General features: G+C 46.2%; 13 protein-coding genes. 4 read left to right on the top strand and 9 right to left on the bottom strand.

Annotation, left to right across the window (positions count from 1 at the left end):
- Positions 1–197 precede the first annotated feature (197 nt).
- The 3 genes from K4039_RS28095 (at position 198) to K4039_RS28085 (ending at position 9,283) form a co-directional block, all read left to right on the top strand.
- The gene (locus tag K4039_RS28095; RefSeq protein ID WP_265239794.1) at positions 198–1,640 is read left to right on the top strand and encodes a hypothetical protein; all 1,443 of its coding nucleotides are present in this window, start codon (positions 198–200) and stop codon (positions 1,638–1,640) included.
- 744 nt (positions 1,641–2,384) lie between these two features.
- Complete coding sequence (locus K4039_RS28090; RefSeq protein ID WP_265239792.1) at positions 2,385–3,596, top strand: transposase; 1,212 nt, start codon at positions 2,385–2,387, stop codon at positions 3,594–3,596.
- A 185-nt stretch (positions 3,597–3,781) separates the two neighbouring features.
- Complete coding sequence (locus tag K4039_RS28085) at positions 3,782–9,283, top strand: response regulator (protein ID WP_265239791.1); 5,502 nt, start codon at positions 3,782–3,784, stop codon at positions 9,281–9,283.
- Between the two features lie 288 nt (positions 9,284–9,571).
- On the opposite strand, the gene K4039_RS28080 is transcribed toward K4039_RS28085, so the two are convergent.
- The 4 genes from K4039_RS28080 to K4039_RS28065 all read right to left on the bottom strand — a co-directional run bounded on the left by K4039_RS28080 (position 9,572) and on the right by K4039_RS28065 (position 13,709).
- The gene (locus K4039_RS28080; RefSeq protein ID WP_265239790.1) at positions 9,572–10,279 is read right to left on the bottom strand and encodes an ABC transporter ATP-binding protein; all 708 of its coding nucleotides are present in this window, start codon (positions 10,277–10,279) and stop codon (positions 9,572–9,574) included.
- A 175-nt stretch (positions 10,280–10,454) separates the two neighbouring features.
- Entirely contained in the window at positions 10,455–11,234 is a 780-nt protein-coding gene (locus tag K4039_RS28075) for an ABC transporter ATP-binding protein (protein WP_265239789.1), read from the bottom strand.
- 59 nt (positions 11,235–11,293) lie between these two features.
- Positions 11,294–12,124: a class I SAM-dependent methyltransferase gene (locus K4039_RS28070; protein ID WP_265239788.1), complete on the bottom strand. Its 831-nt coding sequence runs from the start codon at positions 12,122–12,124 to the stop codon at positions 11,294–11,296.
- Between the two features lie 19 nt (positions 12,125–12,143).
- Positions 12,144–13,709, bottom strand: coding sequence for a branched-chain amino acid ABC transporter permease (locus tag K4039_RS28065; RefSeq protein WP_265239787.1), 1,566 nt, complete (start codon positions 13,707–13,709; stop codon positions 12,144–12,146).
- Between the two features lie 261 nt (positions 13,710–13,970).
- On the opposite strand from K4039_RS28065, the gene K4039_RS28060 reads away from it, so the two are divergent.
- Positions 13,971–14,573, top strand: coding sequence for a Uma2 family endonuclease (locus K4039_RS28060; protein WP_265239796.1), 603 nt, complete (start codon positions 13,971–13,973; stop codon positions 14,571–14,573).
- 29 nt (positions 14,574–14,602) lie between these two features.
- Here K4039_RS28060 and K4039_RS28055 read toward each other — a convergent pair whose 3' ends face one another.
- From K4039_RS28055 to K4039_RS28035, 5 genes are all read right to left on the bottom strand, one after another.
- Positions 14,603–14,932, bottom strand: a complete 330-nt coding sequence (locus K4039_RS28055; protein ID WP_265239786.1) for a helix-turn-helix domain-containing protein — start codon at positions 14,930–14,932, stop codon at positions 14,603–14,605.
- Positions 14,916–15,317 carry a type II toxin-antitoxin system RelE/ParE family toxin gene (locus K4039_RS28050; protein WP_265239785.1) on the bottom strand — a complete coding sequence of 134 codons (402 nt, stop codon included), beginning with the start codon at positions 15,315–15,317 and terminating at the stop codon, positions 14,916–14,918. Before K4039_RS28050 ends, K4039_RS28055 begins: the two co-directional genes overlap by 17 nt.
- Positions 15,318–15,488: 171 nt before the next feature.
- Positions 15,489–16,565, bottom strand: coding sequence for a branched-chain amino acid ABC transporter permease (locus tag K4039_RS28045; protein WP_265239784.1), 1,077 nt, complete (start codon positions 16,563–16,565; stop codon positions 15,489–15,491).
- Between the two features lie 215 nt (positions 16,566–16,780).
- Entirely contained in the window at positions 16,781–18,127 is a 1,347-nt protein-coding gene (locus tag K4039_RS28040) for a branched-chain amino acid ABC transporter substrate-binding protein (RefSeq protein ID WP_265239783.1), read from the bottom strand.
- 360 nt (positions 18,128–18,487) lie between these two features.
- Entirely contained in the window at positions 18,488–18,793 is a 306-nt protein-coding gene (locus tag K4039_RS28035; protein WP_265239782.1) for a hypothetical protein, read from the bottom strand.
- Between the last annotated feature and the right edge of the window lie 27 nt (positions 18,794–18,820).

The following is an 18,820-nucleotide window of genomic DNA, read 5'->3' as shown; positions in this document are numbered from 1 at the left end:
GTCCCACAAGGGCGGGCGGGACGCCCACCCCACAAACTTGTGTAAGTTATTTAATTCTCATTCCTAACAGGAATTACGCAAAATTTCTCAATGTATTTGACTCATGACTCATGACTCATGACTCATGACTAATGACTCATGACTCATGATTACCTGCTATATTTGTAGGCTTGATTTAATCATTAGTCATTAGTCCCGTGTTCTCAAAGATAACTATTCGGAATTTTACGATCGCCTTTTTAATCGCCCTCATCCTTGAGTTGTGCAGCCCGATCGCCATTTTTGCTCAAAACATCGAAACAATCAAATTCTCCGGCACTCCTGCGGGTGTCAGCACTCGCTACATCGGTGCTGTCGAGGGCAACATCAACTTTGACCTCAAAGATTTACAAGATTTAGGAATTAATACCTACCGCATTTACGGCGGGATGTCCCGGTGGGAACCCGAAGACGATGACGGTAAATACGGCTGGCCGGAAATCTCCCAAATTAAGGCAAATCCCAATATAATTAATTGGGCGCATTGGGATCAGATTATGACCGATCCGCCCCAGGGTAGCGATTATTGGTGGTCGGGAGAACCGAACACACTTTGGCAAGGCAATGCGAGGACTATTTTTAATACTCTGAAACAAGCAAATATTCGCCCGGTTGTCAGCATTCGCAATGTTGACAGTAGCTGGAATCCTTCCTGGGCGCTGCAACTGAATCCGCCCCGAACTAAAGAAGATTGGAACGAGTGGTGGGAACACGTGTTTGCTACTGTTTATTGGCTAAATGTTCGCAATGACTACGGCGTTGATGATTGGGAAATTCACAACGAACCGGATAACCGGGAACAGGGTTGGGGTGGGACTAGGGCAGATTATTTTGAATTGGTGAAAGTGGCCAAAGATGCGATCGACTTTGTTTACAAAACTTATTTGCCTTCGCGCACATACCGCATCCACGGCCCGAAAACCGTAGGCGGCAGCAATTGGCCTGCTGATGCTTTGCGAGAAATTCCCAATTATTTCGATACAGTCAATGTCCACAATTACGACGCAGATATTTCTAACTACACTCGCAAAGTGCGCGGCTGGATGAACGGTAGTATCCGCGCTAACTCGCAGCTTTGGGTGGGAGAATGGGGAAGTTATCAAATTAGCTATAACGATTTATCTTTAGCTTTAAGTTTGATTAAAAATTTGATTCGAGGTTCCCAACCGGGGGATAATTATATTTACGGTAGTCACATATTCAGTTTGTACGACTGGGGAAAGCCGGTACTGCCAGAAGGTTTGCTGGGCCCAGGCGGCAAGCGGCGCGCGGGCTACTATGCTTTGCGGATGGGGATTCGGGCTTTGCAGGGCCCGAAAGCTACCTTTTTTCCTGTCACTAACAGTGCTAATTTAATGGCAGTTGCCACTCGCGATGCTAGCAACAATGTTTATTTGCTGGCTGTGAACGACCAAGCAAAATCTTATACTGTTAATGCCGATATTTCTGCTCTGATCAAAGGTGGTAATGGCACGGTGCGGGAGTTCAGTGTGAAGGCAATGGATGAGGTTGTTGGTAGCTTAACGCTGAAGGGCGGTAATGCGACTTTTGCGGTGGCGGGGAATAGCGCTATTCTCATCAAGTTCGATCGCCCGAATTGAATCTAAAATCCTCTGGATCAGTCGATTTGAGATTTGAAATTTTCCATTTTTAGATTTGAGATTTACTTCACAGATGAATCTGGTAGCTTGAACTTTGGTCTAAAATTTTGGGATCAGCGCGACTGAAGTCCGGGGCTTGTACCCGTTTTTGGGCGGGGTCAGAATTGGGATAAGATAGAATTAGTCATGATGGGAATTATTGATTTTCTGCCTGTTTTGCCCTGGAACCCTGGAACCCTGGAACCCTCAAACCCTTAATTAGACGGTTGAAATACCTAAATCTTTATGTTGTGATTCTCCTCCTGTCGCTGGTAAATTGGTAGCGTGTAGGTATCTTGCCTCCAACAGAATCCGAGCGAGAGTTTTGTTGAAGACGAGAAAGTCGGGTGCAGTCTAGACGATCGCAGAAATTCTTGCTCGTAAATCCGCAGCAGTTAGGCTAGGCAAGGAATTGCCGGCAATCCCACAGTCCGCCCTCTGGGGCGGAAACTGCAACGCAATCCTTGGACAGAGTTACCCATCAATAGACTTTTTGGGTAACTCTCTAGCGAGTCTTTCAATAACGTCACTAAGACTGCTGGCGGTAAGCTGAACCCGCTGTTCGTCTAACCACTTAGTGGCAGTCTCAGTCAGACTCAGATTGATTTTACGCTTAGGCTCGCTATAAATCTTTTTTCTCGACATTTTGACGTTCCGTATTAATTCCGTATAGAATAAGGATAATGCAAAAACGAAGCAAAGTAAATGTTACTCAGTTTCAAGACGGAACTAAAACCCAATAACAGGCAGGTGTCTAGATTTCGCCAGCATTGTGGAGTCGCTAGACACGCCTACAACTGGGGTAACGCTTTAATCCTGCAAGCTTTGGAGGAAAGGGGAACCGACAAGACAGTCAAAATCCCTTCTGCCATTGATCTTCACAAGCGCTTAGTGGCAGAAGTCAAGCCATTGTGTCGGTGGTACTACGACTCTTCCAAGGCAAGCCCTCAGCAAGCTTTAGCCGAATTGAGGACAGCTTGGGACAGGTGTTTCAAAAAGGTATCTAAGCAACCTAGGTTCAAGAAGAAGGGTGTATCGCACGACTCCTTCTATCTAGAGCAAGGAAGCAAAGCAAAGCCAGGAATAAATAACGACGGCAAGCGGATTAAATTACCTAAGATAGGTTGGGTCAGGTTGCACGAACCACTACCAATTACTGCTTTTCACAATTGCGTAATTAGTCGTAAAGCAGACAGATGGTTCATTGCGTTTAAGTGCGAAATAGAAAAACCCGTCCCTGCACCTGACCGCCCGACTATCGGAGTTGACATCGGCATCAAGACGCTAGCAGTCTGTTCCAACGGTCAAGTCTTTGACAATCCAAAGGCTTACCGTCGAATGAGTCGCAAGATGAAACGCCTACAACGGCGCGTCAGTAAGCGAGTCAAGGGTTCCAAGAACCGGAATAAAGCCGTCTCGAAGCTAGCTAAACTGCACTTAAAAGTGTCCAATATCCGAAAAGATGCTATCCACAAGCTGACAACTTACCTCGCCAAGAAACACGGCGAAGTCATAATTGAAGACTTGCACGTCAAGGCATTTTTAAAGAATCACAAACTTGCTGGTGCAGTCGCGGATTGCGGAATGTACGAATTCAAACGTCAACTCGAATACAAAACCCAAAAGTTTGGCTCTAAGTTGACGCTTGTGGATCGATTTTTCCCGAGCAGTCAAATCTGTTCAAGTTGTTGCAATCATCGGCACAAGATGCCGTTAAAAGTCCGAGTGTTTGAATGTCCCAACTGCGGAAACGTACAAGACCGTGACTTGAATGCAGCTAGAAATATAGAACGTTGGTTTGAAGGTATTTGTGTGCCCGAACGTTCAGAATTGGCGGTGAGTTCCACCGTGGCAGCCTGCGGAGTAGACAAACCCGACAACAGTCATGTTGTCGCTACGAAAGAAACAGGAAGTTAACACTCCCGGCTACCTATGTCCAGCTAAGTCTAGACTTGGGTAGCTTTGGGTAAGTTTAATGGAACGGTGATGTGAATCGTGCATAAACTTTGATCGCGCAGACGAAACCTCGCGAGCAAAACCTCTCAATCAACCCGCTGGCCCCGATCGAGCTTTTCTAACAAATATCACTTTTATGCCCCCTGATGTTTATTCCCTCCCTCAGTCAGGTCATTAACCGCAATCCCCTCACCGTCACCCCTGAGACGCCCGTAGAAGAGGCGATCGAGCTGATGAGCAGCACAGGAGCCAGTTACGTCCTCGTGGTAGAACCGCGCGGAAATTTTCAACTCGGAAATCCCACCAACGGGACTTCTCCACAGTCGCGGGAAAAGTTGGGTTTGTACAAAGGCGTACCGCGTGCAGTAAAGGCATCCGCCAACGGGATCAGTCTCAACGGCTCCAAAGCTTCCGAGCCGGGCGCCCAGACGGTGCTGGGGATTTTTACAGCGCGAGATGTCGTCCAGCTAAGTTCTATAGGCGCTGCTTTGAGGGGATTTGCGATCGAGCAAATCATGATCCGAACCGTAACCGTAGCGCGAGAATCAGAAATTCCCGACTTTTTTGCCTTAGCAAATCTGCTCGACAAACATCTGATTGGGCATTTGCCAGTCGTCAACGACGCTGAAGAACTTGTCGGTATAATTAGCTCCCAAAGCTTGGTACAACTGTTGCAGGAAATTGGGGGATCGACACAACCACAAATTAGCAACCCAAAGTCACCAGCAGCGCCCTTTGCCTTCCCTCCGCCGCTACCAATTTTACATCCGAAATTAGAGCTGCCTGCGAGTTTAATTAAACTCGCCCAAATCCCTCAAATCGCAGCCTCGCGAATTATTCACGCTCCTGCTACTGCTTCAGTTCGCTATTTGGCGCAACTGATGTTCCGACACAATGTTAGCTATGTATTAATCACTGAAACTCCCGAATCAAACTCGAATGGTGCTGCTACAAATTCCAAATTTACAAATCCCAACCTCCACAAACTGGTTGGCGTGGTAAGTTCGCGGGACATCGTGCAGTTGCAAGCCACGGGCAGAGACTCGAACAGAATTAGAGCGGGAGCGATTTGCAGCAGTTCGCCACCCCTGGTACGATCGCACTCTACCCTAGAAGCAGCCATCGCCCTGCTGCAAAAAAACTACTGCCAGTTACCTCTATTAGTCATCAACGACAGCAATCACCCGATCGGGATTGTCAATCCTCAAACTATCCTGTTACAAGCACTAGACTCAAAATCTCTGCATTCAGGCTTGATCGCTTTGCAGCGCCAGCTAGAATCTAGCAACGCGGAGTACAAAAGACTCTTGACAGAAATACAAATTCCGGCAGCCAATCGCCACCCAGGTGCAGAAATTGCTCACAACAGTAGCGTCGCGCAGCCCCCAAATCTCCCCGCTACCGTCAACAATCAGGGGATTTGGGATTGGAATCTCGAAACAGATGAGTTTTTTTATTCGGCGCGATGGCAAGAAATGCTCGGCTACAAAGCAGGGGAAATCTCGAATCGCCGATCGGAATGGTGGAGTCGCATCCACCGAGACGACATTGACGGAGTAAAGGCAGCTTTAGAAGATCACTTCGCTGAAAAAACAGCAGATTTTGCAGCAGAATATCGAATGCAATGCAAAGACGGCAGCACTGTCTGGGTGCTGAACCGAGGTCAAGTTTTGCGCGGCGCTACGGGCAAACCGCTGCGGGTAGTCGGAACTCATACAGATATTACTCCCAACCAGCAGTTAGAACTCAAAAACTGCGATGGCGTGGAGCAATTCCAAGTATTTGATGCTTTGAAAGCAACCGTAATTTTTCAGATGGATGCGGCGGGGATTTGGACATTTCTCAACCGCGCTTGGACTGAAATTACGGGTTTTTCGGTTGCCGAAAGTTTGACAACTAATTTTTTAGATTGGGTGCATCCAGATGAGCGCTCGCATTGTGCAAATTTATTGGAGTCTTTGCTGTCAGGGAAATCGGCATTTTATCGGCGAGAACTGCAAATTAAATACAAGTCGGACTCAGGCAAAAATGAATTAGAAATTTACAGTAATTCTGGTTTTGTTTCTGTTGAAATATTTGCCCAAGTTAGGCTGAATTCCCAAGGTGAAATAGTCGGAATTTTAGGAACTTTGCACGATGTTTGCAACCGCGTCGCAGGGGTTGAGGAACTGCGGGAAAGTGAGCGGGCAATTCGATCGCTCTACGAGGTAATGGTGGGCTCGTCAGGCTCTTTTGATGAGCGAACGGCCCGGTTGCTGGCAATGGGTTGCAGTCAGTTTGGGATGGATATCGGGCTGTTGGGCAGGGTTTTGGGCGATCGCTACGAAGTGCTCGCGGCTTATGTACCGCAAGATTTTCCCTTCGGATTTGCTAAAGGAGATGGTTTTTCTTTAAGCAGAACCTTCGAGCGAGAGGTTTTGCGATCGATCGAACCTATTTCGATCGAATCCGCCGGCACTACTGAGTGGAAGCAGCATCCCGCTTACGCCGTGCGCAGGTTGGAGGCTTTTGTCGGCACACGGGTCATAGTCCAAGGGCGAGTTTTTGGCACTTTGAGCTTTACTTCCTGCACCGCTAAACCTCCTTTAAAACCGCTGAATTTAGAAATTTTAAAGTTGATGGGGAATTACATCGGCGCGGAAATTGCCCGCGAAGAGCGAGAGCGCACTTTGCAGCGTCAGTACCAGCGCGTTTTGCTGCTCAAGCAAATTACTCAAAAAGTGCGATCGACCTTAGACACTCAAGAAATTTTTCAGACTACCGCCACCCAAATCGGCCGCGTATTCGGCGTAAATCGCTGTACAATTCACACTTATCTTTCCCAACCTTATCCCCACCTTCCTTGCGTCGCAGAATACTTAGAACCTGGTCACGAATCGGCTTTAGATTTAGAACTTTCCGTGACTTACAACCCCTACACAGAAAAACTACTCGCTGAAGATATAGCCCTGGCATCTCCCGATGTGTTCACCGATCCTTTGCTCGAATCTTCAGTACCAATGTGCCGCCGCATCGGATTAAAATCTATGTTGGCAGTTCGCACTTCCTATCAAGGAGAACCGAATGGCATTATTACTTTGCACCAGTGCGATGCAACTCGCCAGTGGACTCCCGACGAAATTGAACTCCTAGAAGATGTTGCCGCTCAAGTCGGAATTACCTTAGCCCAAGCCCAACTTTTAGAAAAGGAAGTTCACCGACAGCAACAGTTAGCAGAGCAAAACGAAGCTTTGGAGCACGCGCGACAAGCGGCGGAAGTTGCTAACAGAGCTAAGAGCGAATTTTTAGCGACTATGAGTCACGAAATCCGCACTCCGATGAATGCGGTAATCGGGATGACCGGTTTGCTGCTGGATATGGAACTAACTACAGAACAGCGGGATTTTGTGGAGACAATTCGCACCAGCGGCGATGCTTTGCTGACTATTATTAACGATATTCTAGACTTTTCCAAGATTGAATCGGGCAAAATGGATTTGGAACGCAGCCCCTTCGAGCTGCAAAACTGTATAGAAGAATCTCTGGAATTGCTGGCTCCTAGAGCGTCGGAAAAAGGTTTAGAATTGGCTTACTTTATTGATGATTCTGTTCCAAAAAATATTTTAGGAGATGTCACGAGGCTGCGCCAAATTTTGGTAAATCTGCTAGGAAATGCAGTTAAATTTACAGAATCTGGAGAAATTGTCGTTTCTTGTACCGCTAGAAAAATCGAGCCGGTAGCTGCTAAGATTTTGCCGGAAATAACCAATATTCTAGCTCTGCAACCGCTAGCAATTAAGCAAGAACAGTTGCCAAGTACCAGACAATACGAGATTCAATTTGGTGTCCAAGATACCGGAATTGGCATTCCGCCAGACAGGATCGATCGCCTGTTTAAAGCTTTTTCGCAGGTGGATGCTTCAACAACTCGACAGTACGGCGGAACTGGTCTGGGACTGGCTATCAGCCAGCGTTTGAGCGATATGATGGGTGGTAAAATGTGGGTTGTCAGTCAGGTTTCTCCGGCAAGTTCTAAGTCTCAACCTGCTGTTTCTGCGATCGGACAAAGTATGGCAGGGACACCACCTGCGGGATTTTCTGCGCCGTCGATATCGGGTTCCGGTTCGATTTTTTATTTCACGGTAACTGCTGAAGCTAATGAAAGCGCGGTTGAGGAAAAACAGCCGGAATTTACTGTTGGCAAGCGTTTGTTAATTGCCGAGAATCATGCCATTAACCGACAAGTTTTGATCCGGCAAGCTGAGGCTTGGGGCATGATACCCGTGGCTGTAACTTCGGGCGCTGAGGCTTTGGAAATCATCAAAGAAAACTCGGCGATCGATTTGGCTATTTTGGCGATGAATCTACCAGATATGGACGGCGTGGCTTTGGCTGTGAAGATTCGTTCATGGGAGCTGAGCAATTTGTCTGGCGGCGAGGGGCTAAATCCGAATGTCATCAAAGTTACAAGTCCTCGCAAAGTTCCGCTACCTTTGGTGCTATTTACTTATTTGAGCAAGGCGGAAGTCTGGAAAAAACTTGAAACTACAGAAGTACATTTTTCGGCTTTTTTAACTAAGCCTCTAAAACAGTCGCAGTTTTATAATGTGTTGCTGCAAGTTTTTGGATATGTTGCCGGCAGAAGTGGCAAGGGAGAAGTTTCAAATGTGGCGACTTTGACTTCGGGATTGAAGTATTTTGAAAATTCTCAAGAACATCATCGCTCGCAGCGGACACCTGCGGTTTTGAGGCAGGTGGCGAGCAATTCTGTCGCACAGGATGCAGCTAATTCTACTCAAATTCGGATTTTGTTGGCGGAGGATAATGTGGTGAATCAAAAAGTAGCTACGCATTTGCTCGACAGGATAGGATATCGGGCAGATATTGCTGCTAATGGGTTGGAGGTTTTGGAGGCGCTGAAGCGGCAATCTTACGATGTTGTGCTGATGGACGTGCAGATGCCGGAGATGGACGGGTTGGAAGCGACGCGCCGCATTTGTGCGGAATGGCCAGCCAATAAGAAGCCGAGAATTATTGCGATGACGGCTAATGCGATGCAGGGCGATCGCGAAAAGTGTCTGGAAGCGGGTATGGACGATTATATTACTAAGCCGGTGCGCCGGGAAGAGTTGGCGATCGCCCTGGGCAAATGCCAACCCCTGCATCGGGATGAATTGGATGCCGTTGCTGAACTGAAAAATCAACATATTACTGACCCAGTTGACAGTGAGGCTGCTGGACACTCAATCGTTCAACCGGGAGCAAATTCGCCGATCGATTTTCATGTTTTGCAAAGTCTCCGCGAGTTAGACGATGAGGAAGACCCGGATTTTTTGGGGGAGTTGATTCAGATATATTTGTTAGACGCACCGCAGCAGTTAGAAACAATTAAGGAGGCTATTTTTCTCGGCGATGCTGATAGTTTGAAGCTGGCTTCTCACACGCTGAAGTCGAGCAGCGCTAATTTAGGAGCGGTGTCTTTTTCGGAAGTTTGCAAGGAGTTGGAGTTGATGGGCCGCTTGGCCGTTGAGTCTGGAGGAGAACAGGTTTTTGATGCGAGGACGGCGCGCGATCGGCTGTTGGAAGCCGAAACGGAGTGGGAAAAGGTACGGATGGCCTTTGAGACTGAATTAAAAACGGGGAAGTTGCGATCGCAAATGGGGAATTAGTCAGTGGTCATTAGTCATTGGTCATTGGTAATTGGTAATTAACCAGGATGTTTAATCAACCGTGCTCAATTAGTAATTGAAAATTACCGATTACCGATGCTCCATTACCAATTGCCCATTACCCCTAACTAATGACTAATGACTCTTTACCCATTACCCATTACCCCTAACTAATGACTAATGACTAATGACTCTTTATCCATTACCCATTACCAATTACCCATTATTCCTAACTAATGACTAATCACAACTGACTAATGACTCTTTACCCAATTCCAAAATAGCTATTTAACTTTCACCTAAATACGCTTTCCGAACAGTTTCATTAGACTGCAAATCGCTAGCAGTACCGGCAACTACAACCTCACCAGTTTGGATCACATAGCCGCGGTGGGCTACACTTAAAGCCATGCGGGCGTTTTGTTCCACCAGTAAAATAGTAGTTCCGTCCGCATTAATATCGCGGACGATCGCAAAAATTTGACTCACCAACATCGGAGCCAAGCCCATACTCGGCTCATCCAATAATAACAAACGGGGGCGCGACATCAAAGCGCGGGCGATCGACAGCATTTGCTGTTCACCCCCGCTAAGAGTGCCGCCTTTTTGACTAATTCTTTCTCGCAAACGGGGAAATAAATTTAAAACTTTTTCCATATCAGACTTGATACCGAGAGTATCATTGCGGAGATAAGCACCCATTTCCAGGTTTTCTTGTACCGTCATGCGCCCAAAAATCAGCCGTCCTTCCGGGCTTTGAGAAATGCCCAAACGGACGATCGCCTCTGTAGACAGCGACTCCAAAGGCTTTCCCTCAAACAGTACAGTACCGCTACGCGGGCGCAGCAGCCCTTGAATCGTGCGGAGAGTGGTAGTTTTCCCCGCCCCGTTGCTACCGATTAATGTCACAACTTCTCCCTGCGAGACAGTTAGCGATACTCCTTTGAGAGCGTGAATATTTCCGTAATAGGTGTGAATGTCTTTAATTTCTAGCATAATTGCTCTTTCCGCTTTGTCCTTTGTTATATCGTCCCGACTAAGTATAAAATTTTATTGCATTTATTTAAAATTAACCTTTTTTATAGTAAACCAGAGCATCTCACGATCTTAAAATTATCTGCGTCAATCAGTGTTTATCTGCCTTAAATCTGCGGTTGACCGACTAATTGTATTAACCATGAACATCATCTTCTTTTCCCAAATATGCCTCAATCACACGAGGATCGGCGCGAACTTCTGCCGGAGTTCCCTCAGCAATTTTAGTGCCGTACTCCATCACACTAACGCGATCGCTAATTCCCATCACCACCTTCATATCGTGTTCGATCAGCAAAATACTCAAATCCAACTCATCGCGAATCCGGTAAATAAAGCGAGTTAAATCGGCCGTTTCATTCGGGTTCATCCCCGCCGTCGGTTCGTCCAAAAGCAGCACTTTCGGATCGGAAGCTAAAGCCCTGGCAATTTCCAATCTGCGCTGATCGCCGTAGGAAAGGTTTTTTGCCAACTCCGGCGCTTTCTTCACGCCCAAACCGACAAAATCTAGCATACTCAGCGCTTTTATTTTAGCTTCCCGTTCCTCGATAATCGCAGTCGGCGGGCGGAGGATTGCGCCCAACAAACCTGTTTTCATTCTGCTGTGCCTGCCTACTAAAACATTATCCAGTACAGTCATATTGTTAAATAAGCGGATATTTTGAAAAGTTCTAGCAATGCCGAAACTTGTCAGGCGATCGGGAGGCAAACCCGTGATATTCTTATTTTCGAGGAGCAAGTTACCGGCAGTGGGTTTGTAGATACCCGTCAGCATATTAAAAAAAGTGGTTTTACCCGCACCGTTGGGGCCGATCAAACTGGCGATCGAGCCTTTTTCCAAGGTTAAACTAACCTGGTTGACTGCTGTCAAACCGCCGAATCGCATGGTAAGTTGCTGTGCTTCTAATAATGACATTTTGGTTATGTTTCCTAATATTTTATATTGAAGTGTGAGATTTCACGCCGGCTTGTGAATCAACTTGGGAGATTCTCGGACATATTCTCTAATGTACAAACAAAATAGAACTTAAAAAGATTAGATTCGAGGGAACGGCGAGGGCGATATTGTACGTGCAAATCTGCCGTCGAGAAGTTCTCAATAAGTTTAAGATTGAGTTCGTCAGCCAAAGTGGAAATTTGGTCAAAGCCAGTAATCCACGGTGCATACATACTTTCGTATTTATCTATGTAATCATTGATATCTTGGTAGCCCGTCGTTCTCAAAATCACTTTTTCTGACATATAATCAAAGGACAATCGGAAATTGTGAACATTGTCACTAATTTGTTCTAAGACAAATATTACATCTTTTTTGGCAAGCAAGGTGGTGTTACCTTCCCACAAAAAATATGTCGGTATGTCGAAGTCAAATTCGCTGTGTTTCAATAAGGATATTAAACCGTCTTTTACATAATCGCCGGGAATGTAGCGAACATTTGCCCTAACTTTGTTGGCTTTGAGAGTTTTTTCCTTTAATTCAAGAGTAGCCGGATCGTCTATTTCAAAATAAGTGACTCTTTCTCCATTGATTCTCGCAGCGCGAGTGTCTAAACCAGAACCTAAAATAACTACTTGTTTGCAACCTCCTAAAACTTGATTTGATAAAATATCATCAAAGTATTTAGTCCGCAGCTTCACCATTTCTTTAGCAGCGGGAGAGTTTTGAGCTATTTGGTCTGCTATTTTTTTCGTTTCTTCATTCAGCCATATTTTTACTACATTATCATTGTAAAGAGGAATTGTTTCTTGATTTTCTTCCGCTCTAAATTCCGCAACGATAAAAGCAGTACCTGTTACATTGTTCATGGCTAAACTTTCCTCTTTACTATTGACTTCTGGCATCGGCTAAAGACTCATTGCTTGCTTCACCATCCGAATGCAGTTCTGCTTGGTGGATTTTATCAGGAATCAGCCCCTCTGGCCGCACGATCATCATCACAACTAAAGTTAAACCGAATAGAAACAAGCGCATTTGAATCGGGTCTAAACTGGTTGCTAGAAAGTCGGCTAACTGGGGAATTGCAATTCTGGGAAGTACAAAAGTATTCAGGAAACCTTTGAGGACTTGGGCGAGTTGGGGTAGATAAAGCCGATCGGCAGACATGATAATGATAGCGCCCAAAATTACCCCGGTCATGTTGCCCAAACCGCCTAAAATTACCATACACAGGATAATCACCGATACTGAGAAATCGAAGACGCTGGGAAAAACCGCGCTGATATAGGCGGCGTAAAATGCGCCTGCAAACCCCGAAAATGTCGCTCCCATCGCAAAAGCCGAAAGTTTGGTTTTGACTAGGTTAATGCCCATTGCGCTTGCCGCTAATTCATCTTCGCGCATGGCATTCCAGGCCCGTCCCAAGCGGGAATCTCGCAGCCGCGAAATCATGAAGTAAGCGAAGACGACTAGCAGTAAAATTAGGTAGTACCAGGGAAAGTAGTTGCCGGTGCTGAAAGTGCCGATGATGGGGAGAGATGGACGCGCGATCGGGTTGATGCCCGCTTCGCCGCCGGTGAGGTTAAAAGGTCGATCGCACCCAACCAGACACAGCACCAATTCCGGCTTGCCCAAAATTAAAGCTACAATCTTCGAGATTGGTTCCTCGATCCGAATGTCGGTTAAATTCCGAAATACCACCGGGATAATTTCGCCAAAACCGAGGGTAACAATTGCCAAATAATCGCCCTTGAGTCGCAGGGTGGGAATACCCAGGATCACGCCCGCTATGCCAGCTACACCGGCGGCGATCGGCAGTACCACCCAAAAGTTCCAAGCAATATTTAACTGCCCAGAAGATAGCAAAGCCGTCGTGTAAGCGCCGATCGCAAAAAACGCCGCATATCCCAAATCCAACAACCCCGCAAAACCCACAGTAATATTCAAACCCAGCGCCAACATAATAAAGATTTGAATCTGTACTACCGTAGCAATCCAGCCGGTTTGAGCCTGAAGATCGATAAACGGAAACAGAATTAGAATAAAAGCTAATGTTACCAGAGTAGCCTGCCGCTGGCGTTGCGGCGGCAAACCTTGCAATGCACCCATTAGTGTAGCTGTCAAAAGTGCGATCGCCAAACTGCAAACCCCGTACACCAAAGTAGTCGGTAAAGCCACAGCAGATTGACCGGAAAAAGGTCTAACTAAAACCCCTTCTAGTACGCTAGCAACCAACAGCCAAACGCCCAAACCCAAACCCGCAAAACAGCCAACTGTTGCGCCCATTTTTGGGTTTTGAACCTTCTGATCTTGACAACTCATGAAGCCCGCTGCCGTGCCCATCAGCCATCCGATGACTGTGCCGCTCCAACCGCCGAATAACACAACAGTCAAAAAGGCGATCGCCCCTAATATACCGCTTGATTTAATTGCTTGGATTATCTTGTTTGACATAGGTCAGAAGTTATTTGTTATTGGTTATTTGTTATTGGTTATTGGTTATTGGTTATTGGTTATTGGTTATTGGTTATTGGTTAAATTCCGATGATCGATTACCGATTACCCAGGAACTCGCTCGACGGCTGGCTTGGGAAATTGGCGATCGGGCTAGCTACAGTTTAGAATCTTTTGAGTTCGATTATTGCACCAAAAGCGACAAAAATTGAAATATACTGGAACTGTTACCGCAACACAATTCAAAAGGGCGATCGCGATATGGTACAAGCTCCTCAAAAAACTATCACCCTCGACGAGTTTTTGCAACTGCCAGAAACCAAACCCGCTAGCGAATACATCAACGGTGCGATCGTACAAAAACCCCTTACCCAAGGAAAACACAGTACAATTCAGGGAGAACTCATCACCAGGGCTAATGCAGTAGGCAAACCTCAGCGGATTGCCTGGGCATTTCCAGAACTTCGCTGCACCTTTGGCGGACGTTCTATTGTTCCCGATGTCGCTATTTTTGTGTGGAATCGCATTCCCCTAGACGTTGATGGCGAAATTGCCGATACATTCAACGCTCACCCAGACTGGACAATAGAAATTTTGTCCCCTGGCCAAAGCCAAACCAAAGTTATAAACAATATTTTGCACTGTTTGAATGCAGGTTGTCAGATGGGTTGGTTGCTCGATCCAGATGAAAAAAACATTTTAGCTTATCCCGCAGGGCAGCAGCCGATTTCATTGCAAGAACCGACAGATATACTTCCGATACCCGAATTTATGCCCCAGATGCAATTGACTTTAGGCGAAGTTTTTGGCTGGCTAAAACCTGGCTTTAGTATCGAACCGAAAATAGTGGAATCGAGTAAATAATAGGCGATCGCGTATACTCATTTCTCCATTTACGCACTACGCTGCTCACTGCGATTTTCCTCAAGGGCGATCGGGATCAGTTGAACATCCAATCGCTGATTGAGCGCACGCGCAATTTTTTGCAGCATTAAAAGCGAGTGTTCCTCATACTCAGCATCTTCAAGCTCCGCAATCACCGACTGTTTTGTCCCAATGCGATCGGCAAGTTGCTGTTGGGTCAATCCTGCTTGCGTCCGAGCACGATAAATCAGTTGTGCAAGTTCTGCATTGAAAGAGGATTCCTTAATCATTTCCTCCATTTCAGGATCTTCAGAGGTCATTTGTTGAAGGATCTTCAGTGCATCATTCGTCTTCGCCATCTTCTGTTTCCTCCACATAGGTATGAACTGCTGGATTGGCTTCAAATTGAGCCTTTTGCTGAATTGTCCGCTCAATCTCTGTATCAGGCACTTGATCCTCATCTTTTGTGATGGCATAAGCCAAAATTGCTACATTCTGCCCAGAAAAGAAGTACAAAATGCGATACTGCACTCGGAGATGCTTTGCCCGTAATTCATAAATGCCGTCACGCAGGTAATCTGCCACAGGTCGTCGTAACTCGTAACCTGTACTTGCTAGTTGTTGAATTCGCGCAACACAGTTGGCATAGCCTTTGCGATCGTGCTTCAGGAGTATCTTAAGCCATTCCAGAACTGGAGCCACGCCTTCTCGATCTTGATAAAAAATAACTTTTGTTTCGGGCACAGTTTTCGACCCTCGTTATCCACATTTACTTTATCACAATATTGCTGCTATAATTAGCAGATTTGGTTCCCATGCAGAGCCTTTAGACATCAGTTCTCAGGCAGAGCCGGGGAACCAGTTAAATTGCTTTAATTATCTTGTTTGACATACTCCCCTTTCTCCATTTCCAAATTACACCTTCTCCTGAACATTCTCGCCCAACAAACCCCCTGGCCGAAAAGCCAAAATCACCACCAAAACCCCAAACACCCAAGCATTAGTCCAACGGCTCGACAAATACTGATCGCTCAAAGACGAAAGCACCCCAATCAAAACCCCTCCCAACATCGCCCCGACAATATTACCAATTCCACCCAAAACCGCCGCCGTAAAAGCCCTCAATCCCGCCGTAAATCCCATCGTAAAAACAATAGTATTGTTGTACAAACCAACCAGAATCCCAGCCGAACCAGCCAAAGCTCCCCCGATCAAAAAAGTCAGAGCAATAATCTGATCGACATTAATTCCCATAATTTTAGCAGCATCGCGGCTTTGAGCAGTAGCCCGCATCGCCTTTCCCAGACGAGTGTACTGCACGAACACATGAAGCAAAACCATCAATACAACCGCCACCACCAACACAATTAAATCCTTAGTGGTAAATACAATACTGGTTTCAATTCCCAAAGCTTTGAGAATATCAACTCGCGGCAACAAATCGGGGAAGCTTTTCGGAGCAGCCGAATTAGAACCCATCACCGGAATAAAAGCCTTCAATCCTCCCCAAAACAGCCCCATATTTTGGAAAATAAAAGAAACTCCGATCGCCGAAATGAGAGGAGCCAAACGCGGAGCATTCCTCAAAGGCCGATAAGCGTACTTTTCCACAACAATATTCAGGCCTGCACAAAAAGCCGAACATACAATTAAAGCAACTAACATCACCGGTATTGCAACAGCTAAAGATGCGCCGTCTTGAATACCAAAAGCTCCGAACACAGTTAGGGAAGCAAAAGCTCCCAACATATACAAATCGCCGTGAGCAAAATTGATTAATTCAATAATGCCGTAAACCATCGTATAACCTAAAGCAATAATCGCAATCAGCGCGCCGTTGACAAGCCCAACTAATAATTGTTGAATCAACACTTCAGGGTTGCTGGCTATTTCTCCAATAATTTTGGGCAAGTCAAATCCGGCGATCGGCCCTAACAACAAAACTATATAAGCTACACCTAGATATAGAAGAATACTCTGCCATTTTTTCATAATTTTGGGAAATTGAGAATTGGGGATTAGGGATTGGAAATTAGGGATTGGGGATTGGGAATTGGGAATTGGGAGTTGGGAATTGGGAATTGGGCATTTTTTGTGTTCCGACAGCTATTATTTTTTAGCGATGATTTCTCAGTTATTACCAATCACCGATGACTAATGACCGATGACTAATGACCGATGACTAATGACCAATTCCCAATTATCCATTATTCCGCCTTCAGCGCGCTGACAAACTCCCACTTGCCGCCTTTAACAACATTTCCTGACATTACAGTCAAGCTCGTGTCGCCGTTAGCGTCAAAACTCCAATTGCCGAGTACCCCATTAAAATCCTTAGTTGCCAAGACAGCATCGCGGATCGCAGCGCGGTCATTTTTGCAGACTTTATTAATTGCGGCGATCGCCACTTTAGCAGATTCATAGGCGTAAGCTGTATAAGCTTCCGGTTCAGCATTATATTTTGCCTTGTAACTTGCGTACCACTTGGCCCCCTCACCAGTCAATTCTTTAGCAGGCAAGCCGCCAAAAGTAGCGTAAACACCTTCGCCATCTTTGCCTGCTGCGTCAATTAAAGCTTGATCTTTGATACCGTCGGGCCCCATGAACTTAACTGCATCAGCCGCCATGCCGACATTTCTCATGTCTTTAATTATTTGTCCAGCATTGCTCTGAGTAGTGCCGCCGAAGTAAATCATGTCTGGATTTAAAGCTTTGATCTTATTCATTAACGCCTTGTAGTCGCTAGCTTTGATATCAATTCCCTCCCGGCCCAAGACTTGAATTCCCAACTTTTTAGCCGTTGCTTCAAAAACGTCAGCCACACCTTTGCCGTAGAGTTCTTGATCGTCGAGAATAAAGACTTTTTGTACGCCTAAAGATTTCGCCCAATTTCCAGCAACAGAGCCTTGAAGGTCATCAGCAGGGACAACGCGGGTGAAATTGCGAGTGCCTGCGGGATAATAAACGTTGGGTTCTTTGGGTTCGCCTTTTCCTGGTTTAGTCAGTCCCGGATAAGTGTTGGCCGGACTGATCATCACGACGTTAGCTTGGTTGAGCACGGGAATGGAAAGTTTGGCAGCACCCGAGTTGTAGTGACCGATAGCGGCAACTACCGAACCGTCAGCGACTATTTTGTTAGAGTTGGACGTTACCTGTGCCGGGTCCCATTTGCCGGCGGCGGCGGTGGCATCATCGAGCACTTCGTATTCGATTTTGATTTTGCCGTCGCAAGCTTTGGAGTCGGTTTCGGCGAGTGCTTGTTTGATGCCGTTGACCATTGTTTGAGATTGACCCAAGGCGCTGCCTGTCATGGGGAGCATGGAGACAATTTTGACAGTATTTGGGTCTCCGGGGGTGCTGACTGCGACAGGAGAGGCTGCTGGAGTCCCTCCGGGAGTTGTGGCGGTTGGTGCTTGAGGATTTTGACAGCTAGCGCACAGAGAGGCTATGCCGGCGGCTACAAGTAGTTTCCGCAATCCTGCGGCGCCCGGATTCTGGGTTGTGTGGGTTTTTGAGGGTGTGGCACTTTTGTCTGATTTCTGGGAAAAGTTCATAGGTTGGTTGCTTGCTGGTGTTTTTGCATATTTTTCACTGTTGTCAGTATGTAGTCAAGAGTTAGCACATATTTCCCCAATTTTGGTTAGATACAGTCAATCGTCTTGATCTGCTTGGTATTGTACGATCGCACTTGGGATTTCTTCAGCCGAGACGTTTGCTTGTTCTGATTTTGAGTAAAATTAGGTATAAAACAACTTGATTCGGTGATTCAACTTGATAAATCAAACGATAACTACCGCTCTTACCAACTTGGGCATCACTGTTTTTAGCCCGGACTTTTTTATTCAGTTGACAGTTGACAGTTGAGAGCACTTGACAAAGTAAGGAAGATGATTGGAGTAATGAATCGTCTTCTTTTAATTTCTCCCGATCGGGCTTTGGGCTTTCAAACAATTCTTTCTGGTAAACGATGTATTGATGCCGTCCCAGAGTTCTGATATGGGGAACGTTTGTCCCGATGAGGCTTGGTGGAGGGAGGCTTTCAAATCCGCGAGGATTTGGTCGTTGGAGTCGGTGTCTGAGTCAAAATCTGAGTCGAAGTCTGGGGCCGCCGATTGTGTCCGACTGGTCAAAAATTCCAGGAATGTCAAGGTTTGCTCTAAAAGCGGTTCAGGAGTCCGTTCGATCGCTTCGAGAAGGCGTTGTTTAATCGGCGACAACATAAATATGACCTCTAAATCTATATCCTC

The organism is Lyngbya sp. CCAP 1446/10, from assembly GCF_026130175.1.
Classification (GTDB): Bacteria; Cyanobacteriota; Cyanobacteriia; order Cyanobacteriales; family Microcoleaceae; genus Microcoleus.
This window is presented reverse-complemented; position numbering and strand designations above follow the sequence as displayed.